We start from the raw sequence: 23,114 nt of genomic DNA on the forward strand, positions 1-23,114 counted from the left end.
CACCCCTCCAACGGGCCGAAAATCCTTACCGGGCAAGGTTTGCGCGGTGATTCCTGCCTACCAGAGCACTGGGGTGGCCCCAAGGATCCCTGGTCAGCTTCACGCGAAGGTGTCGCCGGAATCCCCAGGTCACCCTGCATCACTCCGACTCGTTCCCGTCCGCCAGCCAGAGGTTGGTGAGATCGCCGTTGAGCACCGGGTACGGCAACCAGTTCCGCACCCTCGTGGAGTGGAACCAGTACTGGTGGGCGAACAGGACGGGGACGATCGCGCCGTCCCGCAGCACCTGCGCCTCCACCTCCCGGAACAGCTCGCCGGCGCGCTCCTCGTCGGCGCACGTCAGGGCCGCCGTGAGCAGCTCGTTGACGCGCTCGCTGCGGTAGCGGCCGAAGTTCGAGCCCCAGTCGCCGTCGCGCGGCACGTCACGGCTGTCGAACAGCGGCTGGAGGTAGGTGCGGGCGTTGTTGCCGTACCAGTCCGGCTCCCAGCCGGTGAGCGCGAGTTCCCAGTCCTCCGGCCGTGCGGACGCCGACGAGGACAGGTACGCCGAGAACAGCTCGTTGATCGACGCCGGGACGAGCCGCACGCGGATGCCCGCCCTGGCCAGGCCCGCCCGCACCGCCTCGGCGGTGGCCGGGTGGATGTCGCGGTCGCGGTAGACCAGCCGCAGGGTGAGGCCGTCCGGGTAGCCCGCCTCCGCGAGCAGCCGCCGTGCCCGCTCGGGATCGCCCCGGCCACCGTCCGTGGCGTGCGGGCGGCTCTCCCGGTGGGCCAGGCACAGCGGCGGCAGGACCTGGTCGGCGATGTCGTTGAGCCGCGGTCCGCCCCACACCTGTGACACCGACGCCTTGTCCACCGCGTACTGGAGGGCGGTGCGGACGGCCTGCTTGCCGGTGGCGCCGCCCTCGGCCGTGCTCGCGAAGTTCACCACGACGTACGGGCTGAGCAGACCGGCCGGGCACACCTCCAAGCGCGGGTCGTCGGCCGCGAGCAGTGCGGGGAGTTCCTGGGTGAGCGGCTGGACGTCCCAGAGCATGTCGGCCTCGCCGCTGGCGACGAGGTCGTGCGACTCGCGCTCGTCCAAGCCCTGCCTGATCTCGATGCCGTCGAGGTGCGCGGCCCGGAGGTCGTCGGTCGCCGCGTCCCAGGCGGGGTTGCGGCGCAACTCGATCCGCTCGCCGGGGCGGTAGGCGGTGATCCGGTAGGGGCCGTTGGAGATCACGGCCAGTTCCGGGCTGCCCGGCGCGACGAACAGGTACTCCTCCGGCGCGGGGGACGCGAACGGCAGGGCCAGCATGTTGAGGAAGTCCGACATCGGGTAGCGCGTGGTGAAGCGGACCTCGGTGTCGTCGAGCGCGACGACACCGCTGATCCCGGTGTGCTCCAACCGGTCCGCGACCGCCTCGACCGTGCGGGGCGCGTCGGCGAGCACGTCGCGGAACTCCGCCATGCCCTCGATGGCGTTGAGGTAGTAGGCGAGTCCCGGGCTGTTGGCCATCGGGTGCGCCAGGCGTTTGATGCCGCGCACCACGTCCCACGCCGTGACCGGGCGGGCGCCGCCCGGTGCGTCCCACCGAACCCCGTCGCGGAGGGTGAACGCGTAGTGGGTGCCGTCCCCGGTGAGCCGCCCGTTCGCCGCGGTCGGCACCTCGGTGGCCAGGTCGGCGACGAGCGTCCCCGCCTCGACCCGGTCCCGACTGGCCACGTACCCCACGAGCTGCCGGGTGTACGCGCGCAGGATGCCCCTCGTCACGGTGTGGTAGGCCAGCGCCGGGTCGAGGTGGTCGACGTCCCCCGCGCCGACCATCGTCAACGTCCCACCGCGGCGGGGCGTGGCGCCGACCGCCGTGCCGGGGGACCTGAGCTGTGACTGCAGCACGGTGGACTCCGCCCTCCGTTGGATGGGCCTTCGACGGCGCGCTCAGCTCCCGCCGATGCCCTCGGGATGCCGGTCGGCGACGAGGGTCAGCACGATGCCGTGCTCGAGCAGCGCCTTCGCCGCGGCCAGCACCTCGGTGAACCCGCCCATCGAGCCCAGGGCCCAGGTGACGATCTCGTCGGGTTCGGCGCCGCCGAACCCCGTCTCGGTGAGGTCGACGCGGGTCACGTCGTCCGACCACGCCGCGAAGCGCATCTCGAACGTCGTCGGGCGGGGGCCGTTCTGCCACTCGATGGCGAACCGGCGGTCCTGCTCGAACTCCTTGACCCGTGCGGTGACCGTCAAGTCGTACATGTCCCACGTCCACCGCAGTTCGGCTCCCGGTTCCACCGGACCGCTGCTCCGGGTGAACCAGAACCTGCTCGTGATCGAGGGATCGGTGAAAGCCCGGAAGACCTCCGCCAGTGGTTTGCGGATCAACATCGTCGTCGCGACCACTGGAGACAGTTCGAGGCGGGAATTGCCCACGGCTTCTCCTCTTGGAGATGACGCACAGCCTGCGCCTCGGGACGCTACCGCGCCCGGACGCCGCGAACCGCCGTCGTCGCCCGGTTGGCCCCGATCGAGTGCATCAGCCCGGGTGGATCGGTTCTTCCCCCCGCGCCGCGGAGCCACCGGCACGAGGCCGCACGCCGCGGCTGTGCGCGATCATCGGCAGCGCGTTCACCGGCATCGTGACGGCGGGCTTCGGCCGCACGCGGTGGCCGGGCACGGGAACCAGCCGCCACCGCGCCGCGATCGTGGCGAGGGAGAGGACCAGCTCCGCCCGGGAGAGTCCTTCGCCGACGCACCCGTGGAGCCCGATGCCGAACGGCAGGAACGCGGCGCGCGCCAGTGGGTCGACGCGTTCGGGCAGCCACCGGTCGGGGTCGAAGCGTTCGGGGTCGGCGTGGATGCGGGGGTTGTGGTTGAGCGCGTACGCGCTGTAGAGCACGACCGCCCCGGCGGGGAGGTGGTAGTCGCCCAGTCGAGTGTCCACTGTGGTGGAACGGCTCTGGAACAGGCCTTGCGTCCGGTGGCGGAGCGTCTCCGTGATCAACCGTCGGGTGTAGACCAATCGGTCGATGTCCTCGTAGGTGGCCGTTCTGCCGGCCAACACCCGGTCGACCTCGTCGTGCAGGCGGCGCTCGACGTCCGGGTCGGCGCCGATCTCGTGGAAGGCCCAGGACAGGGTGTTGCTGACCGTGTTGCTGCCCGCGATCAGGAAGGTCATGACCTCGTCGTGCAGCTGCCGGTCGTCCATGGCCGGCTCGCCGTCGTCGCCGGCGAGGACCATCTTCGACAGCAGGTCGCCCCGGTCGGTCCGCGTCGCCAGGTAGTCGTCGACCACCGCCCTGATCGTCCGCCGGAGGAACTCCTCCGCTTCGCGGTAGCGACGGTTGCCCGGCGTCGGCAGCCTGGTGAGGACAGCGGGAGCGGTCATCCGCCGGAACAACCCACCCAGCACCACCGACGTCGCCGCCATGAACCGCGCCCGATCCAGCGATGCGCCGTCGGCGACGATGACCCGGACGATGTTCGCCAGCGCGAGCTCGTCCATCTCCTCGTGCACCTCGACCCGCTGCCCGTCGTGCCAGGACTCGGCCCTCTCCTCCGCGTGCGCACTCATCACCGCCGCGTAGTCCGCGATCCGCCCGTGGTGGAACGCCGGCAACACCAACCGTCGCTGCCGCCGGTGGAACGGCCCGTCCGAGATCCCCAACCCGTTGCCGAACATCTGCCGGAACCGATCGGCGATCGGACCACCCCTGGCGAACACGTCGGGTCGACGCATGACGTCACGCACGAGCTCCGGGTCGTTGACCACGTACATCGGCTTGCGCCCCAGCCGGATCCGCGTGACGGGTTCGCCCGACTGGAGTTCGAGCAGGAACGAGCCGGGACTTCGCTTCATCCGCAGCGCGTGCCCCAAGAACGGCAACGCACCGGGGTACGTCCCAGGTGGACGAACGGTGGCGGTGGTCGACATCAGCAGTCCTCACGCCGAGTGCTGTTGATTGTCAAGCAATGTAACCACACGACCAACCCCCTGCGACCCCTCCCGCCACCACGATCGCGTGAGCCGGCAACCAGGGTCACCCGGGTCCACCCCCACCGACGGCATCCTGATCGGCCACGTGCGAACCAAACTGGGTGTGGTCGACCGCTGACTCTGCCCCTGCTTGTAACGGTCGGGCACGGATCGCGATGAGTGCGATATGTCGATCCTGCTCGCCCGGTGGGCCCGGGAACAGGGCTGCGCACCCGACCAGGCCGAACGCTCCCTCGTCGAGGGCATCCCGAAGGAATACCGTTGATCATCACGTGTCCGAAGTGCTTCACCGCCGATGACGTGCTGCCTCCCCGCAGGCTCCCCGACGGCGTGCTGCAGTACCGCTGCACCAACCGGCAGGCGCACGGCGACCACGAATGGCTGACCACCCGCAAGGCGGTCCAACCGCCGAGCGAAGTGCAGGAAGGCGTGACCGACGACCTGCTCGAACCACTCGACCACTGCATCGACCCCGACGACCCCTTCCTCGAGTACGGAATCGTCGAGCACCGCCTGCGCACCCGCTTCCCCGACCTGTTCGCCGCGCACGTCGCCGAACAGGGACATTCCATGTTCGGCTCCCGCGCCTACACCGCATCCAGCGTCCGCTTCGGCGTCGCCCTCGGTCGACTGGAACGCACCGGCACCCTCATCAGCCAGTACGGACCGGCGACAGGCGCGTGGCGCTACAACGGCCAGGTCACGTACTGGACCAGGGCAGCACCACCGACCCAGCACCGCAAGACCTGGGCCGAGTACTGCACCGAGACCGGCCGCTCCCCCGAGTGGACCGACGACGACCGACACGGCCTGACCCACCCCTGAATGAGCCTTCCCGACGAAGGCACGGCCGGCGCGAGGAACCAGTCGGCGTCACGCCACGACTGCCCCTGGACCAAACCGCTGCTGCCCCACCACTGCCGCGTGGACCTGAGATGAGCGATCAACGGCAGGTACTTGCCTGCCAAGCCCTTCCTGCGTACTCGGGCGATGCAACGGAAGCTACCCCGCTCCCGCAGGATCCGGCAAAGCCTCGATCAGCATTCTCAGGCCTGTTGGCGCCCCGCCCAGATGGCCAATTGCCGACCTCTTCACGAGCCTGGCCGCGACGATCAGCTCCACCAGATCGCCACTCTCGTAAACTTCCGAAAGGATGCCCAGTGGCGTGACAAGAGATGATTCGAGGGAATCACCCAAGGAGTCGAGCAGGGCCGTGTCATCGGTGAACACCACATTGATCAGCGAGCGAACCACCGCCCTCAATACCACTACGTCGACCTCTTCCGCAATGCGTCCAGCACCGCTCCAGTCGGGCAGCCAAGCCGGCAGTCGATCAACCAATCCAACACCCCCGAAAGATCATTGCGCCGAAGAGCTGTACACCAGCGGCTGAAGCCCAGTATGTCCTGCAACGCGATCGAAGCGGTGTTCGCGGACTCAAGTTCCGACACGTCGTGTCCTGCGCAACTCTCAGTCAACGTCGACGGTCACGGCGTAGACCAGTTCGAGGTGCTCGTACCGGGCTACGGCGGTGACCGTCGGTGAGGTGCCGTCCACGCTGCCGTTGGTGCTGTCCTCGCCGGCCACGGTCAGGCGGGTCATGTCGCCTTCGCCGTCGACGACGGTGGCGACCACGGCGCGGTCGGTGGGGTTCGTCAGTGACGTTCAGCAAAGGCCGACACTCTACTGGTAGGTCTACTGGAGCCTTCGTCACCAATATCGGGTCGGAAAGGCCACTGCCAGCGGAACGCACCTGGTCATCAAGTGCGGCCGGAACGCCAAAACCGCTGCCACAGCCGGCCACCGGCCAAGCAGCCGTCACTCGACTCGGCGGCCGCCGACGGCAATGAGTGCACGGCATCCTCAGCGAATACCACCACGCTGCCAGATCTGCTCGGACGAGACTCTCGCCGCCACAGCATCACCGCGGTGACACGCCCGCCGGTCCGAACCCCATGGCCGGGCGGCTCCGGATCACACAGTCGCCCGCACGCAGCGGCTGTCGGTGGCCTCCAGGTCGGGGTCCAGGAAGTACCCGAGGCCCTCTGCTTCCACGAACGCCTCCGGGACCGTCGAACCCAGCCCCGCGCTCAACCTCAGGTAGTCCAACCGCGGCACCGGCCGCGGACGGCGGAAGAGCACGATGGCCGACAACGACCCCACCGACGAAGCAACCGACTCGACCAACTCGCCCGGCGTCGTGGCGGTCACCTCCAGATCCGGATAGACCAACACCTCCGCGCCGACCCTGAGCCCGGACACGACTTCGTCCAGATCCTCGGCACCAACCAGGTACCAATCCTCACCGTAACGCCCGCCGGCGCGCCGCTCCATCAGCAACACCGGCCCGGCGGATGACCCGACCGCATCGCGCACCGCAGCCCAGAAGCCGTGGTCCGCCCGAGGAGGTGGGATCTCGTCGTCGTCCGGATCACCCTCTTCCTCGAAGTAGTCGACGTAGAGCCCGCACTCACCGACGACTTCGACGAGCGCCGACAGCTCGCCCGGCGCATACACGTTGAGGTAGAAGTCGAAGCTGACCTGTACACCCACCCCGCCGCCCAGGTCGAGGTGGGTGTGGTAAGCCGCTCCCCTGAGCATGGCTCGGACCAGGAGCTCGACCTCCTGTCGGCCTACGACACGCCCGTTGTACAGCTCACCCAGTTCTTCCGACGGAAGCTCATCCATGAAGACGTGCCGCAACACCGCCTGATGGGCACCGAACGACTCCATGACCGTGCGCACCGCGCAGACATAGCGGTCCTCGACCTCGACGTAGTCCCGCAGAGTCAGTTCCCGACCGTCGAAGACCTGCCCGACCTCGTCGAACGACGTCCAGCCCCACTCACCCCCGGAACGCGCACGCGCGCGCTCGAACGGTGAGTGCTTCGAGATGCTGAGGTAGTACATCACTTCCTCATTCGTTGCAGCGGAACTGGCGAGCGACACCGGCAGGTCGACCGGTCGTGACGCGGAGAAGAGGACGCCACCTGGCACGCGACGGACGAGTTCCACGCCGCAGGCCGGCCACCGCGCTCATGAACAGCCCTGCGATCACTGAACCACTACACCACACCGGATTCCACACCCTGTTGGCTTGGTCGCGAAGGCGATCGAGCGAGGAGCGCACAGGTGAGCCTCGGCGCTGCCGTGCCCGGCCGGTTCACGGTGACCGCCTCCGAGACGGTGTCGGCCTGGCCGGTGACGGACAGGTAGGCGTGGCCTGCGCATGTCCCTTGGCCGCCAAGGCCAGTCCTCCCGTCCAGCAGGAGCCCGGCGACCGGTAGGAGCGTGGAGACGATGACGACCACGAACATGGTGATCCCACCTTGGTCTTCGCGGACCCCTAGCCGGACCAGGTGGGCCGCAAACGTCAGCCGTGGACGGGTGAAGCGCTGGGACCGGCCGGAGGCATCCGAGCTCGCATCGACGACCTGGCCCGCCTCGCCTCAGCCCTCCTCGACGGCACCGCGCCCGGCACCGCCGCCCTGAACCCCGTCGAGAACTTCACCGGCCCGGTGGTGCGCATCGGCGCGGCGTGGCTCACGATCGAGCGCAACGGGCGCGCCATCACGTGGCACAACGGCGGCACCGGCGGCTTCCGCAGCTGGCTGGGCCTGGACCTCGCGGCCGGCACCGCGGTGGCCTTGCTCTCCGCGACCGCGATCCCGGTGGATCAGCATGGTTTCGCCCTGCTCGAACAGCTCACCGAGGACGAAGGCCGCTGACCGGACCGGCAGCGATGTACGACGGAAACCCCTGCCGCAGGGAGGTGCTGAGGCGATCGGCGGCCGCCCGACCAAGTACGGCGATGCGCAGACACAGCCCAGATCTCACGTAACCATCCACAGTGGACGCGAACCCGCCCGGCTTGGTCAACGGCGCACCCGATAACGCAGGTGGAGCACCCGGTTGCCCTGGATCGCCACGTCGGGATCCTCCAGCAGGTGCTGCGCGTCGACCGACCCGAAGTAGCGCTTGCCGGACCCGAACACCACGGGCACGACGTCCATGCGCACCTCATCGACCAGACCCGCGGCGAGCACCTGGCCACCGACGTCGCCGGCAGCGACCTCGACCACGCGGTCACCCGCGAGCTCCTGCGCCTTGGCCACCGCTGCCTCGACGCCATCGACGAAGTGGAACGGCGCCGCGGGATCCCAACCCTCCGGCCGCGGCCGGTGCGTCACGACGACCACGTGGTCGATCCCGCCCGGAGGCTTCCCGTCCCAGCCGTCCGTCAGGTCGAAGACGTGGCGGCCCACGACGGTCACCCCGATCCGGTCCCAGTACGGCCGGGTGTAGTCGTAGGACGTCTGCGACACCTTCAGCACGCCGCTCTCGTCCAGCGGGACGTCACCGTTGGACAGCCAGTCGAACAGCGGTCCGGGCTGGTCGGCCTCGTCCGCGATGAAGCCGTCCACCGACACCGAGCTGTACAGGACCACCTTGCCCACGGGACTCTCCTCTGCTTCGGGGTGGGCTCAAAACTAGCCTGCCGTGAGCGGTCGCTCTTGTAAGAAATCAATCGGCCGGCAGCGGCCAGCCGTCCAGCGCGTGGCCGGGGTGTTCGCGCAGGAACCGCCGCCGGACTTCGACGTACCGGGTCGGCGTGAGCCCGGTGAACGCCCGGAACTCGTGGCCGAAGTGGGCCTGGTCGAAGTAGCCCGCGCCACCGGCGAGGTCGCCCCAGTCGACCGGTTCGGCGGGGTTGATCGAGAGCACGGTGGTGGCGAAGCGGTGGGTGCGGGCCAGCCGCTTCGGCGTGACGCCGACGACCTCCTTGAACCGCCGTGCCAGATGAGTGCTGCTGACACCGGCCGCCGCGCTCAGGTCGCCGATCGCCACGGCCCCGCCGGTCGCCGCGATGACGCTGCTCGTGTGGCGGACCAATCCCAGGCCGGCGGTCTCGCACAGCCGGCGCATCAGCTCCTCCTCGAGCAGCGTCAGCATCTCGTGCGGTCCGTCCGCCGTGGCCAGCCGGTCCCGCAGCCGAGCGATGGCGGGCCGGCCCCACACCTGCTCCACGGTCACCGGCCGGTCGCACAACTCGACCGCGGGCATCGGCAGGAACGGCGCCAACCCCCACGGCTTGAAGTGCACGCCGACGGACCGGGTCCACAGTGGATAGCCGAACTCGAACGCGCGGGTGGGCGTGGTGACCACGCAGCCGTCGGCGTACTCGGCCGTCGCGACCTCCGCGCCGCCGCGGATGCGGAACGGCGCCCCGAGGTTGACGATGAGCAACCCGGCCGGCATCGGCGGCAGCGTCAGCCGGGCGTACGGCGGCGCACCCTCCAGGTAGTAGAGGTCGTCGATCAGCCCGTCCAACGGCGGTCGCGGCACTCTGGACACGTACTCCACGCCCACAGCATCGCCGACGCCCGCCGGCACCGCGCGCCGGGATGGCCCAGGCCCGCCGCCGACCACGGTGACAAGGTTCGGTTATTCGAGGAAGAACGCCACGCTCATTCGACTGGCGAGTCCGGGCTCGTCCACGTTCACCCTGACCCTCGCTCGACCACTGGGTTGACGAACGGTGAAGCACATCACGTCGTTGGCATCGTGAATGACGAACCGGCCGGACCTCGTGACGATCTCGCCGTCGAAATACGTGACACCGTCCACGAGGCCCGCCTCGGACCTGAAGATCCCGATCTCGACCGGCCCGTCCACGGACGGCTGCACCGAGAGGTAGACGGAATCCGGACCGGCGCTCACGTACTCGGCGGCCGGATCCCAGAGGTCGTGGAGGAACGCGCTCTCGGGATCTTCGATCATGATGAGCCCGTGGTCGACGAAGAACGTCGCCCGCCCGATGAGCGACTCGTCAGGGCTCGATTGGAAAGTCATAGTTTCCCCGGTTGATCTGCGTCACCACACCGGCCTGCTGCCGGGCGCAGGGCCAGCAGTGCGGGTACCCGGTCTGGAAGGTGTCGAACGGAGCGTCCTCGACCAACCTGGTCGCGCCCTGGTGGTCGGTGATCCAGTTGCCCTGCGGCCGGCCGGGCTGCGCCTTGGTGCCAGGTGTCCTCGCATCACAGGTGTGGCACCCGTGCCGGTCTCCGGCCTCATTCGTCAGATCCTGCACGCCCGGCGCGTCCTTGTCACCACCCGGCAGCGCGACACCCTCCCTGGCGTTCGGCCCCGGACCGAGCGTCAGGTCGCAGAGCCGCGACTCGTCGACGTTGTGCACCAGGAGGGAGATGGGGCCGGCCAGCACGTAGTAGGTGTGGACGTCGTCGACCGTCAGGTCGAAGGTCCGCTGCGCGGTGCTGTGGGCGCGGACGGCGCCGACCCGGGCACGGGCGCCGGTCGCGGTGCGAAGCAGGTCGCCCGCGCGCAGGTCGCCCGCGTCGGTCCAGCGGCCCGGTGCCACGGACCAGAACGGGTGGTTGGCGGTCGTCGTGATCTTGTGCTCCGCCCCGCCACCTTGGACCACGAGGTCGACGTACTCCTTGTCGTGGTCGGTGCGGATCGCACGGGTCACCTGTCGGTTCTCGGTACGTCCGGTGGCGGGGTCGGTGACGCGCACCGCGTCACCCGGCGTGACCGACTCGATCGCCTTGGTCGTGCCGTCGGCCATGAGAACGCGCGTGCCGGCCGTAAAGCTGTGCTTGCGCCGCACCGGGCAGGATTCGGGCGCTTTCTTCTTCGTCGCCGCTTTAGCCTTGGCGGCCAGTGCCTTGGCCCGTTCCGCCGCCTGCGCCGCGGCCTTCTTGGCGGCCGCCTCCGCTGCCGCGCGCGCCTTGGCGGCTTTCTCGGCGGCGGCCTTCGCGGCGGCAGCGGCGGCGGCCTTGGCGGCTTCGGCGGCCTTTTCCGCGCCCTGGATGATGGCGCGGGCCCACTTGATCTCCTGGAAGAAGGTGACCACGGCCTTGCCGGCGCGGAAGATGGCTTCGGCGATCTTCTTGGCCTTGAAGATCTTGCCCCAGGGCAGGGCGCCGATGACCATGGAGACGCAGGCGCCGATGTCGCCCTTGAGGCAGTTGACGATGTCGTTGATCCCCAGGAACTCCATGAGGATCTGGCCGCCCGCCTCCAGGATGACGTCGAGCAGGCTCTTGCTCTGGATCTGCTGCGCCTTGGCGACGTCCTCAGGGCTGGGTCCGGTGGGCTGGGCGGCTCCGGTCTCGGACGGTGAGCCGCTGCCGCCGCCCGCGTCGACCACCGCGCCGGTCGGGTCGGTGTAGGACAGCGGGTTGTTCTCGGCGTAGGCGTAGGCGGAGATGGCCGGCCCTGGTTGGGGCATGGGGTCGGTGCTGGTGAAGCGGCCGGTGTCAGGGTTGTAGTTGCGGGCGCGGAGGTAGTAGTTGCCCTCGCCCGAGGTGGAGTCCTGGTAGGCGCCGGTGTACTTCAGCGGGTTCGCGGGACCGGAGGGATCACCGGGCTTGAGGGTGTCGCCCTCGCGGGGGTTGCCGAACGGGTCGTAGTCGTAGCCCGCCTCGGGGACGCCGTTGGGGCTGAGCATGTTGGCCACGCCGCCGAGCCAGTCGTGCGTGTAGGCGTGCGCGCCGGTGGTGGGGTCGAGCAGGGCCAGTGGCTCGTCGTCGGGGCCGTAGGTGAAGCCGCGGCGCTCCGTGACCGCACCCGCGGCGTTGCTGGTGGTGTCCAGGGCGATCTGGGGCAGCGTGCCGTTGACGTCCCAGCTCCAGCGCTGGGTGGTGGCCGCTTGGCCTTCACCGGACGTGGCGGTCAGGCGCAGGCCGGTGGCGTCGTAGGCGAACGCGGTGGTCCGGCCCCCGGTGGTGGCACTGGCCAGGGTGTTGTCGAGGTGGTAGGCGAACGTGTCCCGACCTGCTTTGGTCTGGTTGCCGTTGAGGTCGTAGTCGAAGTCGGTGACCGTGCTGGGCCAACCGCTCGCCTCGCCGTCGGGGCGGTTGCCCGTGTGCTGCGGCGTGACGATGCGCTTGCGCAACTGGTCGGCGGCGTCGTAGAGGTAACGGGTGGTGTCGCTGCCGGCGGTGCCGGTGCGCTTCTGGGTCAGGCGGTTGCCGACGAGGTCGTAGCTGTAGTCGATGCGCCCGGCGGCCTCGGCGTGCCGGTCGCAGCTGGTGGCGGCGTAGCAGGCGGAGGTGACGCGGTCGGCCGGGTCGTAGGCGTAGGCGACGGCCTCGGACACCCCGCCGCGGGTCGTGGTGACCTTGGTCGGGTTGCCCACGGGGTCCAGGTCGAGCCGGTAGGCCGAGATCGGGTCCTGCACGTCGACCGGTGGTCCGGTGCCCGGGGTGCGATCGGTGCCGATGCCGGTCAGCCGGCCGGCGTCGTCGTAGGTTCGCCGCTCCACCAGGCCGGTGCCCTGGGGCAGGGTGGTGCTGGTGCGACGGCCCGCGACGTCGTAGCCGAACCGCCACGTGGCCGCGTCCGGGCCCGCGGCGCCGCCGCTGACGGTCAGCTCGGACAGCCGGCTGTCGGCGTCGTAGCCGCTGGTGACGCGGGTGCCGTCGGGGTAGGCGCGGGCGGTGATGTTGCCGCGCACGTCGTAGTCGTAGTCGAACGTCTCGCTGCGCCCCGCCGCCTCCTCGCGGGTGACGCGAGTGATCTGGTCCTCGTCGTCGTAGGACACCTTGCGCACGCCGAGCGGGTCGCCGTACCCGGTGACGCGGTCCTTGGCGTCGTAGGCCCACGTGTACTTCGGTCCGCTGTTGCCCAGAGCCCGCTCGGTGCGGCGGCCGACGATGTCGTAGGTGTCGACGATGGTGCGCTTGGCCCGTTCGGCGTCGCTGATCCACTCGTGCTCGCCGCGGGTGAGCGCGGCGACGAGGTTGTTCTCCACGTCGTAGGTGGCCTCGACGCGGCGACCCAGCGGGTCGGTGGTGCTGGTGGGACGTCCGGCCCGGTCGTAGTCGATGCGCCGGACGTGGTGGTTGGGGTCGCGGATCGCCGCGAGCAGGCCGTCCGCGTGGTAGCTGTAGACGGTGGCGTCGACGTGCGGCGCGTGCGGGTGGAACCGGGCGTCGGGGGCGTGGACGCTCTCGATCTGGTTGTCCTCGCGGTACCGGTAGTGGGTGGTGTGGTCGTTGGCGTCGGTGACCGAGGTGAGCCGGTTGTTGGCGTCGTAGGTCGAGACGGTGGTGTGGTCGAGGGGGTCGACGACCTTGGTGCGGTTGCCCGCCAGGTCGTACTCGAAGTGCGTGGTGAACCGCTCGCGGTCCGCGCCCTCGACGTTGCCGCGCGGCTCGGTGACGCCGGCGAGCAGGCCGTCGTCGGTGTAGGTCCACGTGGTGACGCCGCCGGTGGCGTTCTCCTGGCGGATCTTGTTGCCGGCCTCGTCGTAGGTGGTCTTCGTGGTGTTGCGCCCGGCATCGGTGTTCGCGGTCTGGCGGCCGTTGCGGTCGTAGCCCATGGTCAGGCTGCGGCCCAGCGCGTCCTTGCTCTCGGTGACCTGGCCGGTGTTGTCGCGCTGGAACTCCGACGGCTTGTTGAACTCGTCCACTGTGGACGTGGTGCGGTCCAGCTCGTCGACCTTGATGTCCTTGTGGACGACCTGACCGCCGGGGTACGGGCGGGAGATGCGCACGAGGTTGTCGTTGGCGTCGTAGCGGTACGTGGTGGTGAAGTCCGCTTCGACCGCCCCCGGCACGTTGCCTCGCGGTGAGATCGTCTGGTGCAGCAGGCCCTTGGCGTTGTACCGGTAGGCGGTGACGATGTCCTGCTCACCGCGGCCCATCTCGATCCGCACCGCGGCTCGACGCCCGGCGTTGGTGTAGGTGATCGAGGTGGTCTTGCGCGGATCGGAGACCTTCGCCAGCCGTCCGTTGTCGAGGTAGTGGTACTCGACCTTCACGTGCTCGGGGTTGACGGTGCTGGTGACCCGGCCGACCTCGTCGTAGTTCGTGCGCCACGAGTGGTGCTTGCCCGGTTCGGACACCTCGACCACGCGGTCCTGCGCGTCGAAGCGGTACTCGGTGGTGAACGCCCGACGGTCGGCGCCCCGCACCGTCCCGCGCGGGTCGGTCGAGGCGATCCGGCGACCGGTGGTGTCGTACTTGGCCTCGGTGCGCCGCCCCTCCGGTGAGGTCACGGCCGCGAGCAGCCCGGAGTTGGCTTGGCCGGGCGGGATGTGCTCGTAGCGGGTGACCTTGCCGCGCTGGTCGGTCGTGGTGGTGCGCAGGCCGCGCTCGTCGTAGGTGTGGCTGATCGAGTGGTTCTCGGCGTCGGTGCTGCGGACCAGCTCGTTGAACTCGTTGTAGGTGTTCTTCCAGACGTTGCCCTTGGCGTCGACGAACTCGATCGGGTTGTTGCGCTCGTCGTACTTCGTCTTCTCGTCGAAGCCCTGCGGCGCGGCGCGTCGAATCGGGTTGCCGTTGGCGTCGTGCTGCGACTCGTGCTGGTTGTGGCTGCCGTTGACCAGCAGGTTGCGGTTGAGCGAGCCGTCGTAGCGGTGGTTGTCGGTGTCACCCGCCCCGCGCCTGGTGTAGAGCAGCACGTTGCCGCGATAGCCGTCGCGGACTATCACACCGTCCGCGTCGGTCGTGGTCGCCTCCTGCTCGTCCGCGTTCCAGGCGAACGCGGTGGCGTTGCCGACGGCGTCGAGCTGCCGCGCCATCCGCCCGGACGCGTCGTACTCGTTGCGCACCAACGTGGTCCGGTGGGGCTGCGGGTCCGTGACGTCGACCAGCCGTCCCTCGGCGGAGTAGCCGTAGCGCCATTGACCGGCGCGGGCGTCCTTGTAGACCGCCAACCTGCCGGCCTCGTCGTACTCGTACTGGACCTTGCGGTGGTCGGGCAGCGTGATCGAGCGGATCAGACCGCCCTCGACCCGCGCGCGCACCACCCGACCGGACGGGTCGGTGACCGTGATCTCCTGCTCGCCGTACGCGAGGGTCACGCCCACGCCGCGCGGCGTGCGGATCGACACCAGGCGACCCTGCGCGTCGAACCCGTACACCTGCTGGCCCACCGTGACCAGTTCCCAGCCGGCGTCGGTCTTGCGCAACGTCGAACGCACACCGGGCGGACGCCGGTAGCCGCCGTCGACCAGCCGGTACAGCACGCTCGCGCCGTCGTCGGCCAGCACGATCGCGCCCTCGTCGGTCTGCGTCACGCGCATCCCGTACGACCACGCCCACCCCGGCCCGAACAGCCCCGGAGCGGTCAACGTCGAGGAGTACACGCGCGTGGAGGAGAACGGGACGCCGAACGACGCCATCACCAGATCGGGCTCGATCCGGGTGAACGCGCCGGTCGCCGTGTTGACGCCGTCACCGCGGAACGCCTGCCGCGCGGCGGTCGTGCTCAACGCCGACCCGCAGCCACAACCGGACGTCTGCTCGACCGGGATCTCCGGTGGCACGACCGTCGTGCGCGGACGCGTGTTCGGCCCCGGCGCGGACACGAGCTCGCCGCCCTCGTCCAGGATGGCCGCCAGCGTGACGAAGTACTCCTTGCCCGGATCGAGAACCCAGCCCTCGCCCGCGCCGAACGTGCGGCAGAACTGGCGCACCGCGCCGCACGGGGTCTGCAACTCCGAGCGCGGCAGCACCGTCGAGGACTGCTCGGCGCCCGTGGCCGCGTCGAACACCCGCGCCCGCCAGGACGACCACGCCCGGTCGTCCTCCCGCACGTCGAAGTAGGCGACCAGCGAGGTGTCGCCCAGCGCGAACCCCGGTCGCGTCAGGACTCCGGCGAACACCTCCTCGGCGTTGTCCGCGGCGGCCTGGCCCGGCTTGCGCACGCGCTCCCAATCCTCAGTGGACAGTCGCACGGGCTCACCACCGGCCTTGACGCCCGCGGGCACGACCGGCGGCCACTTCTCGGGCGGCACCGCCTCGTCCGGACGTGCGGACGAAGGCGCCGGCCTGTCGACCGGTCCCGCCCCCGCCGTCACCCCGGGCACCTCGCCCGCCGCCGCACGCGCCCACGTCACCGGTTGCAGCAGGCTCGCCGCCACCAGCAAGGTGCACGCCGAAGCCAACCAGCGAGTCCGGCCCATCCGAATCGTGCCCGGTTCCGTCACCGCTCCCCCACATCCTGAATTCGATCGATACGCGAATCGCGCGCACTGCGAAGCCGGACATGAAGGAACCAGCCGAAACCGACGTGGCACGTCGAATCAGCCGACACATGCCAGGACGCGACCACAGGAAAAAGACCCTGGAGCCACCCGGACGAGCCGTTGTCGCCCACGCCAACGACTACAACGTCAGAGATTCCCAACCGAACAGCATGGACATCCCCCCGGATGTCAGAACGATCACCCCACCGCCGGCACAGCGGTGCGGTGCCATTGAAGCGGAAACCCGGCAACCGGAGACACAGCCGACCGAGTGAATCCACGACGAGCAGTCACCACCACCAGGAATAGTCCGCGAAATCGATGAAGAAGCTCCCGACCTGCCGCAACGGCTCGTTAATCCCCGCGAGCACAGCAGTGATCCGCAGAATTCGGACACCACCCCCGCGGGACTCGGTGATCGGCTCCGCTACTCGAACACCCCGTAGCCCGCGACGGCGTGTGCCCGGACGCCGTCCATGTCGAGCTCCACGCCGATGCCGGGGGTGTCGGGAATCGTGATGTAGCCGTCCTTGACGATCGAGCCGCTTCCGTCGGGGGCGTGGACGTAGCTGTCCCACACCGCGCGCTCCTCGAGGGCGTGCCATTCCTGGACGAAGAAGTTGGGGATCGCCGCGCACTGGTGCGACGTGGCCATCGTGCCCAGCGGCGTCGAGACCAGGTGCGGCGCGAAGGGAACGTAGTGGAGCTCCGCCAGGTTGGCGATCTTCTTGGCCTCGGCGAGGCCACCGCACTTCGGCACGTCCGGTTCGATGACGTCCACGGCGCCGCGTTCGAGCAGCTCGCGGAATCCCCACCGCAGGTACAGGTTCTCGCCCGCGCAGATGGGCGTGCGGGTCTGCGCGCGCACCCGCACCAGCGCGTCGACGTTCTCCGCCGGCAGCGGCTCCTCGAGCCACATCAGGTCGAACGGCTCCAGTTCCCACGAGATCCGGCACGCGCTCGGCACGTCGTAGCGGGCGTGCAGGTCGATGGCCAGGTCGACGTCCGGCCCGATCGCCTCCCGCACGGCCGCTACGCGCGCCACCATCGATCGCAGCTCGGCGGCGTTGATCGTGTGGTTGAAGGCGTCGAACTTGGCGGGGTGGTGCAGGTCGTCGACGTCGAACTTGATGGCGGTGAAGCCCTCGGCCACCATCCGCTGGGCCCGGTCGACGCACCCCGCGATCGAACCCGCCGGGTCGTCGCCGTCGCCGCAGTCGGCGTAGAGGCGGATCCGGTCGCGGAACTTTCCGCCGAGCAGCCGGTGGACCGGCTGGCCCGCGGCCTTGCCCGCGAGGTCCCACAGCGCGATCTCGATCCCGGAGAGGGCGATCACGGACACCCCGCCCTGGGCGCCCGCGAAGACCCTGCTGCGCCGCAGCTTCTCCCAGCACCGCTCGACGTTGCGCGGGTCCTCGCCGATCAGGAGGGGCGTCAGGAAGTCGATCATCCCGACGACGGCGCCCGCGCCCGCATCGGGATTGGCCTCGCCGAACCCGCTGAGGCCCTCGTCGGTGTCGATCCGCACCAGCGTGGCCTCACCGTGGTAGGCCACCACCGCCGTCGTGACGTTCACGATCCGCATTTCTCTCCCGCCGCCGGGTAGTGCAGGTGAACGGACTGTCGCGGTGTCCAACTTGTCCTATAAGCTGATGACATGCAAAGGGGACAAGAGTCTCCGGAAGCTGTCAGGGTCCGGACTCTCCCGGTGCAGGTGGCGGCACACCTGACCCGGCGCATCGTCAGCGGCGACCTCGATGACGGCCGGGCCCCGTCAGAGCTCGACATCTCCCGCGAGTTCGGGGTGTCCCGCGTGGTGGCGCGGGAGACGCTCAAGATCCTCGCCTCGCTCGACATCGTCACCGTCTCGCAGGGCCGCCGCGTCGTCGTGCGCCCCGTCGCGGAGTGGGACTACCTGAGCCCGTTGCTGGTCGAGTGGCTGCCCGCGGAGATCGTCGGCGAGCTGCTCCAGGAGCTGCACCAGTTGCGCATGCTGCTCGAGCCCGAACTCGCCGCGATGGCCGCGGCCGGCATCACCGACGGGACGCTGAACCGGCTCAGGGACGGGATCGACCGCATGTCGGCGCTCGAGGCGGACCCCGACGCCTACCTCGAGGTCGACCACGAGTTCCACATGGAGATCTGCCGGGCGGCCGACAACCGGATCCTCGACCGGATCATGTACTCCGCCCGCTGGCTCGGCACGGCCAGCCGACGCATCACCAACGAGGCGCCGGCCGCGCTGCGCAGCGCCACCGCCGACCACACGGAGATCTACGAGGCGCTCGTGGCGCGCGACCCGGCAGGTGCCCGCGCGGCGATGCGCAGGCACCTGAGCAACAACTCCACGCTCCTCGCGGAGAGGGAGCAGCGGACCAAGCGGGCCGCCCCGCCGCGCTAGCGCACTGCACGACCGAGATCCGGAACCGATGACGAGGACGGACGAGGCATGGCAGAACCTGCGATCCCGCCGATCCGGCCGGGGCTGATCGGCGCCGGACCCACGCCGCACCGGCCGGCGGTGCACAGGCTCGCCGATCGGCACGTGGTCATCAGGAGATCGGCCTCGTTCGCCGCGTGAAACGCCCCGCAGCGCGGCGCTCGCCCCGCTGTCCCGCCGGTCGCAACGTCGCCCCGTCGGTACGCGTCCGCCCGACCGGACGCGAGAGGAGTGGTCATGGCAGAGAAAACGGACTTATCGAGGCGCACGTTCCTCGGGATGAGCGCGCTGGGCGTGCTCGGTCTCGCCGGCTGCGGGAGCGGCCCCACCGCGCCGCAGGTCGACGTCCAAGTCCCCCAAGCCCTGCTCGACCAGGCGGCCGCGCTCCGCGGCGGGTCGGTGGGCATGCTCTCGCAGAAGCTGTACTCGGAGACCGCCAACCAGGCCCTGGACAAGTCGCTGCAGGCCTTCGCGCAGGCCACCGGCACCACGATCCACAACGACCTGGTCTCCGGCGACGCCGGCGACATGGTCGCGAAGATGGACGCCGAGGTGCGAGCGGGCACCAGCCGCGATCTGGCCTTCCTGAGCGACCGGCGGTTCGTCGGCCAGCTCCACAACCTCGGCCACCTCACCGACGTCACCGACGTGGTCGAGGAGATGCGCGCGCTCTACGGTGAGCCCGCGACGGAGGCGACCAACTTCTGCGTGTTCGACGGGCGCTGGTTCGCGATCCCCTACCACTTCATCGCGACCGCGATGTACCTGCGCAAGGACTGGTACGAGGAGAAGGGTCTCCCGCTCAAGCCCCACTACACGTGGGAGGAGCTGCGCGACAACGCGTTGGAGGTCTCCGACCCGGCGAAGCGGCGGTTCGGCTGGGGCCTCACCGTGAACCGCTCCGGCGACGCCAACGGCTTCATCACCAACGTCATCAACTGCTACGGCGGGGCGATCGCGGACAACACCGGCACGAAGGTGGTGTTCAACTCGCCGGAGACCGTCGCCGCCGTCACGTTCATCGGCGACATCTACACGAACCCGAAGTACGCGCCGATGCTGCCACCCGGGATCGGGAGCTGGACCGACTCGAGCAACAACGAGAACTGGCTGGCCCAGATCCTGGGGCTCACGCTCAACCAGTTCAGCGTCTACGCCGACTCGAAGACCAAGAACAACCCGGTCTACGCCAACACGCACCCGTTCAACGGCGCCACCGGGCCGGCGATCGACCGGCCGCTCGCGTTCGGCGAGTCCAACTCGTTCGTCGTGTTCAAGGGTGCGAAGAACCCCGACCTCGCCAAGCTGGTGGCGAAGTTCATGGTCGGCGGGAGCGCGCTGCTCGGTGTCGCGAAGGGGGCACCGTGCCTGGTCAACCCCGCGTGGGACAAGGTGTGGGACTCCGACCCGTACTACACCAGCGGTGACCCGGCCTTCCCCGCGCTGCGGGAGCAGACCCGCGTGCCGCTCCCCCTGACCACCAAGACCGGCTACGCGTTCCCCCAGGCCCCGAGCCCCGGCGAGCAAGCCGCGACCGCCGCCTACCTGCTGACCGACATGATGCAGTCGGTCATCCAGGGCACCCGGCCGGCCGAGGCCGTCGCCTCGACCCACGCCCGGATCGTCCAGGTCTTCGAGCAGCAGGGCTACCCGCAGTGACGGTGCTGCGTCCGCGCCCGGCGCCGGTCCGTCCGGCGCCGGGCGCGTCGTCCTCGCTCACCGCGTCGCAGCGCCTGCTCGGGCGCGACTGGCGCCTCGCCGCGGTGTTCATCGGGCCGACGCTGGTGCTGGTCGCGGGCCTGATCCTGTACCCGATCGCGGGCTCGGTCGTCACCAGCACCACGGAGCGCCACGGTGCGGAGACGGTCTTCGTCGGGCTGGGCAACTACCTCGACCTCATCGACGACGCCGTGTTCCACAAGGGCGTGCTCAACTCGTTCGTCTTCACCGCGTACGCCGAGATCTTCAAGGTGACGCTCGGTCTCATCGCGGCGTTGATGCTGCACCACATGCGCCGCGGCCGGACGATCCTCGCCGGGGTGATCCTGCTGCCGTGGGTGGTGCCGACGGTCGTCACGGCCTTCACCTGGCGGTCCTTGTTCGACCCGATCTTCGGCAGCGTGAACGTCCTGCTCACCGACTCGGGCATCGGGCCCGCCCTCGCCGCGATCGGGCTCGTCGACTCCTGGCCCGCGCAGTGGCTGTCCGATCCCGCGCTCGCGATGCCCGCGGTCATCCTGGTCAACGTCTGGAAGGGCGTCCCGTTCTTCACGGTGACGTTCCTCGCCGGGCTCAAGGCCATCGACGGCGGTCTCTACGAGGCGGCGGTGGTGGACGGCGCGTCGCCGTGGCAGCGCTTCGTGCACATCACGCTGCCGGGACTGCGCAGCATCATGATCGTGACGGTGCTGCTGTCGTCGATCTGGACGTTCAACAACTTCGACCTGATCTGGCTGATGACCCAGGGCGGACCGGGCGACGCCACCGCCCCGTACGTGATGGTGGCCTACTCGAAGGCCATCCAGCAGCTGCAACTGGGTGCAGGCGCCGCGGTCACGCTGGTGATGCTGCCGGTCATCGCCGTCCTCGTGGTGATCCTCGTGCGGATGATGCGACGCGGCGACTCGCCGGGCACGGGCGACCTGGGGCGCAGGCGGCTGACGCCCGCTCAGCGCCGAGCGCTGCCCTGGGTGGTCGTCGGTTTCTCGGTGCTCGTGCTGGTCTGGGCGTCGCCGGGGATCGTGTGGAAGGCCGCGCTGGTGCTGGGCGTGTTCGTGGTGCTCGCGGCCGCCGTCGGACGGGTCGTCTCGGTGCTCACCGCGCGGGGCAACCGGCGGGCCGCGCGCCTGGTCGGCGGCGGCGGCACGGGGATCGCGCTCGTGGGCCTGCTGGGCTTCGTGCTCGTCCCGCTGTACTGGATGACGGTCACGGCCTTCAAGTCCGACGACCAGATCGTCGCGCGCACCGACGACCTCTGGCCGACCCCGTGGAGCACCGAGCAGTTCACCAACCTGTTCACGGGCAGGGCGTTCGGCACCTGGTACGTCAACACGATCCTGGTGTCGGTGGCGTCCACCGTGATCGCCCTGGTCTGCGCGGCGCTGGCCGGCTACGCGCTGGCGCGGCTGAAGTTCCGGGGTTCGGAGAGCTTCACGGTGACGATCCTGCTCACCTACGTGATGCCGGGCGCGCTGCTGTTCATCCCGCTGTACCAGATGATGAGCGGGATCGGGCTCAACGACTCGTTGTGGTCGCTGGTGCTCGCCTACCCCACGTTCACCCTGCCGTTCGCGACGTGGCTGCTCGTCGGCTACTTCAAGTCGATCCCGGCCGACCTCGAGGAGGCCGCGCTGGTCGACGGCTGCACGCGGTTCGGGGCGTTCATCCGGATCGTGCTGCCGCTGGCCAAGCCGGGCCTGCTGGCGGTCGCGCTGTTCACGCTCACCAACGCGTGGAACGAGTTCCTGTTCGCCTTCGTGTTCATCACCAAGGACGACTACAAGACGCTGCCCGTCGGCATGCAGTCGATGATCTTCGGTGACGTCGTGCCGCAGGGGCAGCTGGCCGCGGCGTCACTGCTGATCAGCATCCCGGTGGCGGTCATGTACGCGTTCGGGCAGCGGTTCCTGACCGAGGGCCTCACCGCGGGGGCCGTGAAGGGCTGACGCGCAGGATGACGACGACACCGCACCATCGGCCCCGGAATCGGAGTCAGAAGACCGCACGCTCCTTGCCGATGGATCGCAAGGCTCCTGTCCGTTCGAGGCGCTTCCTGAGCTCCAGCACCTCCGAGTCCGACGGCACGCCATCCCCGTCCGGATCCAGCAGGGACAGGACCAGCCCTCCACCCGAAGTGGTGCGCGACGACGCGCCGACGTCCCCACCTGCCACGAGCTCCGCACGTCCCGACGACAGGTACTGGGCGTACCCCACGTACACCGTGCCGGGAGGAGCAGGGCGTTGCAGCGACCTCAACCCCGGGTTCCCGACGAACCCCCAATCGGGCTCCCAGCACTCCGCCACGCGGCCGAGCACGTCGACGACCGAACCCCGGAAGCCGGGGTCGGCGCCGGCCCCGGCGGTCCCCAGCCGCAACACGAGCGCATTCGGCCCACCACCAGGGCTGTGGTTCCCGACGACCGCTCGGAAGTGGGTTGCGCGAGGGCCGGCGCCCGCGCCCCAGCTGACCAACTGGAACCCGAGCTCCTCGAACACCGCCGCCCCGTCACGGTTCCGGCCCGCCTCGACCAGTTCGACGAAGTCGGCCGAGTCGAGGTCGAGCCGGAGCGGCCGGTCATCCACCACGCCCGGGTCGTCGACGTACCACGTGTCGAACATCGTGGGATTCACCGCGGTCATCCCGCGGAGGAATCGTCGCAGCCGATCGGCGATCTGCTCCGCCGTCTCGCGGCGTGCGCCCCAGTACGCGTAACAGGTCAACGCTTCCGACACAGCGGCTCTACCTCACAGGCCTGTGGAACACTGGAATGTCAAGGTTCGAGTTCGTCGAACGTTCCTTGGAGGGCTTCGGCCACCCTCGGGTCGGACGCGCCCCATTCTAGTGACTTGCCGCGCTGTCCCCCGACCTTGGTCCGCGGGCGTCGCGTCGTCGACCAGTGCACAAGGCCCGAGCTGCCGTTCTCGAACCACGGAAGCCATTCCGGATTCTGGTCGAGGCAGGGCCGAGGGCATGATCCACGCAGTT

At 69.6% G+C, this 23,114-nt stretch carries 18 protein-coding genes; 6 read left to right on the plus strand and 12 right to left on the minus strand.

Annotated features, from left to right (window positions below; all coding sequences use genetic code 11):
- Positions 1 to 139: 139 nt before the first annotated feature.
- From ABTZ99_RS05405 to ABTZ99_RS05415, 3 genes are all read right to left on the minus strand, one after another.
- Positions 140 to 1,879, minus strand: a complete 1,740-nt coding sequence (locus ABTZ99_RS05405; protein WP_499608341.1) for an ABC transporter substrate-binding protein — start codon at positions 1,877 to 1,879, stop codon at positions 140 to 142.
- Positions 1,880 to 1,921: 42 nt separating this feature from the next.
- Entirely contained in the window at positions 1,922 to 2,407 is a 486-nt protein-coding gene (locus tag ABTZ99_RS05410; RefSeq protein WP_498776636.1) for an SRPBCC family protein, read from the minus strand.
- 103 nt (positions 2,408 to 2,510) lie between these two features.
- Entirely contained in the window at positions 2,511 to 3,908 is a 1,398-nt protein-coding gene (locus ABTZ99_RS05415; RefSeq protein WP_499608344.1) for a cytochrome P450, read from the minus strand.
- Between the two features lie 324 nt (positions 3,909 to 4,232).
- Here ABTZ99_RS05415 and ABTZ99_RS05420 point away from each other — a divergent pair, with 324 nt between their 5' ends.
- Complete coding sequence (locus ABTZ99_RS05420) at positions 4,233 to 4,796, plus strand: zinc ribbon domain-containing protein (protein WP_498776632.1); 564 nt, start codon at positions 4,233 to 4,235, stop codon at positions 4,794 to 4,796.
- A 177-nt stretch (positions 4,797 to 4,973) separates the two neighbouring features.
- Here ABTZ99_RS05420 and ABTZ99_RS05425 read toward each other — a convergent pair whose 3' ends face one another.
- The 3 genes from ABTZ99_RS05425 to ABTZ99_RS05435 form a co-directional block, all read right to left on the minus strand.
- A complete protein-coding gene (locus ABTZ99_RS05425) occupies positions 4,974 to 5,312 on the minus strand; it encodes a hypothetical protein (RefSeq protein ID WP_499608347.1) in 339 nt (112 codons plus the stop codon).
- A gap of 129 nt (positions 5,313 to 5,441) precedes the next feature.
- Positions 5,442 to 5,606 carry a hypothetical protein gene (locus ABTZ99_RS05430; RefSeq protein WP_499608350.1) on the minus strand — a complete coding sequence of 55 codons (165 nt, stop codon included), beginning with the start codon at positions 5,604 to 5,606 and terminating at the stop codon, positions 5,442 to 5,444.
- 339 nt (positions 5,607 to 5,945) lie between these two features.
- Positions 5,946 to 6,986 (minus strand): hypothetical protein, encoded by a 1,041-nt coding sequence (locus ABTZ99_RS05435; RefSeq protein ID WP_499608352.1) that lies wholly within the window; start codon positions 6,984 to 6,986, stop codon positions 5,946 to 5,948.
- Positions 6,987 to 7,330: 344 nt separating this feature from the next.
- Here ABTZ99_RS05435 and ABTZ99_RS05440 point away from each other — a divergent pair, with 344 nt between their 5' ends.
- Positions 7,331 to 7,699 (plus strand): serine hydrolase, encoded by a 369-nt coding sequence (locus ABTZ99_RS05440; RefSeq protein WP_499608354.1) that lies wholly within the window; start codon positions 7,331 to 7,333, stop codon positions 7,697 to 7,699.
- 147 nt (positions 7,700 to 7,846) lie between these two features.
- Here ABTZ99_RS05440 and ABTZ99_RS05445 read toward each other — a convergent pair whose 3' ends face one another.
- The 5 genes from ABTZ99_RS05445 to ABTZ99_RS05465 form a co-directional block, all read right to left on the minus strand.
- Positions 7,847 to 8,428: a dihydrofolate reductase family protein gene (locus ABTZ99_RS05445; protein WP_499608357.1), complete on the minus strand. Its 582-nt coding sequence runs from the start codon at positions 8,426 to 8,428 to the stop codon at positions 7,847 to 7,849.
- Positions 8,429 to 8,495: 67 nt separating this feature from the next.
- On the minus strand, positions 8,496 to 9,317 hold the full coding sequence (locus ABTZ99_RS05450; protein WP_499608614.1) for an AraC family transcriptional regulator: 822 nt from the start codon (positions 9,315 to 9,317) through the stop codon (positions 8,496 to 8,498).
- A 99-nt stretch (positions 9,318 to 9,416) separates the two neighbouring features.
- Entirely contained in the window at positions 9,417 to 9,824 is a 408-nt protein-coding gene (locus ABTZ99_RS05455) for a hypothetical protein (protein ID WP_498776620.1), read from the minus strand.
- Positions 9,802 to 15,906, minus strand: coding sequence for an RHS repeat-associated core domain-containing protein (locus ABTZ99_RS05460; protein WP_499608359.1), 6,105 nt, complete (start codon positions 15,904 to 15,906; stop codon positions 9,802 to 9,804). The genes ABTZ99_RS05455 and ABTZ99_RS05460 overlap by 23 nt, the downstream gene beginning before the upstream one ends.
- 490 nt (positions 15,907 to 16,396) lie before the next feature.
- Entirely contained in the window at positions 16,397 to 17,554 is a 1,158-nt protein-coding gene (locus ABTZ99_RS05465; RefSeq protein WP_498776616.1) for a mandelate racemase/muconate lactonizing enzyme family protein, read from the minus strand.
- 123 nt (positions 17,555 to 17,677) lie between these two features.
- Between ABTZ99_RS05465 and ABTZ99_RS05470 the strand changes: the two genes are divergently transcribed.
- The 4 genes from ABTZ99_RS05470 (at position 17,678) to ABTZ99_RS05485 (ending at position 22,074) form a co-directional block, all read left to right on the plus strand.
- Complete coding sequence (locus tag ABTZ99_RS05470) at positions 17,678 to 18,370, plus strand: FadR/GntR family transcriptional regulator (RefSeq protein WP_498776614.1); 693 nt, start codon at positions 17,678 to 17,680, stop codon at positions 18,368 to 18,370.
- A 48-nt stretch (positions 18,371 to 18,418) separates the two neighbouring features.
- Positions 18,419 to 18,550 (plus strand): hypothetical protein, encoded by a 132-nt coding sequence (locus ABTZ99_RS05475; protein WP_498776612.1) that lies wholly within the window; start codon positions 18,419 to 18,421, stop codon positions 18,548 to 18,550.
- Between the two features lie 96 nt (positions 18,551 to 18,646).
- Positions 18,647 to 20,068, plus strand: coding sequence for an ABC transporter substrate-binding protein (locus tag ABTZ99_RS05480; RefSeq protein ID WP_499608363.1), 1,422 nt, complete (start codon positions 18,647 to 18,649; stop codon positions 20,066 to 20,068).
- A gap of 2 nt (positions 20,069 to 20,070) precedes the next feature.
- Positions 20,071 to 22,074: an ABC transporter permease gene (locus ABTZ99_RS05485; RefSeq protein ID WP_498776608.1), complete on the plus strand. Its 2,004-nt coding sequence runs from the start codon at positions 20,071 to 20,073 to the stop codon at positions 22,072 to 22,074.
- A gap of 46 nt (positions 22,075 to 22,120) precedes the next feature.
- Here the strand turns inward: ABTZ99_RS05485 and ABTZ99_RS05490 are convergent, their stop codons facing one another.
- Positions 22,121 to 22,861: an Imm52 family immunity protein gene (locus ABTZ99_RS05490; protein WP_499608365.1), complete on the minus strand. Its 741-nt coding sequence runs from the start codon at positions 22,859 to 22,861 to the stop codon at positions 22,121 to 22,123.
- Between the last annotated feature and the right edge of the window lie 253 nt (positions 22,862 to 23,114).

Origin of the sequence: Actinosynnema sp. NPDC002837, from assembly GCF_040295345.1 — a bacterium.
Lineage (GTDB): Bacteria > Actinomycetota > Actinomycetes > Mycobacteriales > Pseudonocardiaceae > Actinosynnema.

Excerpts from the sequence above, each read along its gene's own strand:
- ABTZ99_RS05460 (WP_499608359.1), bottom strand. The coding sequence starts at position 15,906 with ATGGGCCGGACTCGCTGGTTGGCTTCGGCGTGCACCTTGCTGGTGGCG.
- ABTZ99_RS05480 (WP_499608363.1), top strand. The coding sequence starts at position 18,647 with ATGGCAGAGAAAACGGACTTATCGAGGCGCACGTTCCTCGGGATGAGC.
- ABTZ99_RS05415 (WP_499608344.1), bottom strand. The coding sequence starts at position 3,908 with ATGTCGACCACCGCCACCGTTCGTCCACCTGGGACGTACCCCGGTGCG.
- ABTZ99_RS05465 (WP_498776616.1), bottom strand. The coding sequence starts at position 17,554 with ATGCGGATCGTGAACGTCACGACGGCGGTGGTGGCCTACCACGGTGAG.
- ABTZ99_RS05455 (WP_498776620.1), bottom strand. The coding sequence starts at position 9,824 with ATGACTTTCCAATCGAGCCCTGACGAGTCGCTCATCGGGCGGGCGACG.
- ABTZ99_RS05475 (WP_498776612.1), top strand. The coding sequence starts at position 18,419 with ATGGCAGAACCTGCGATCCCGCCGATCCGGCCGGGGCTGATCGGCGCC.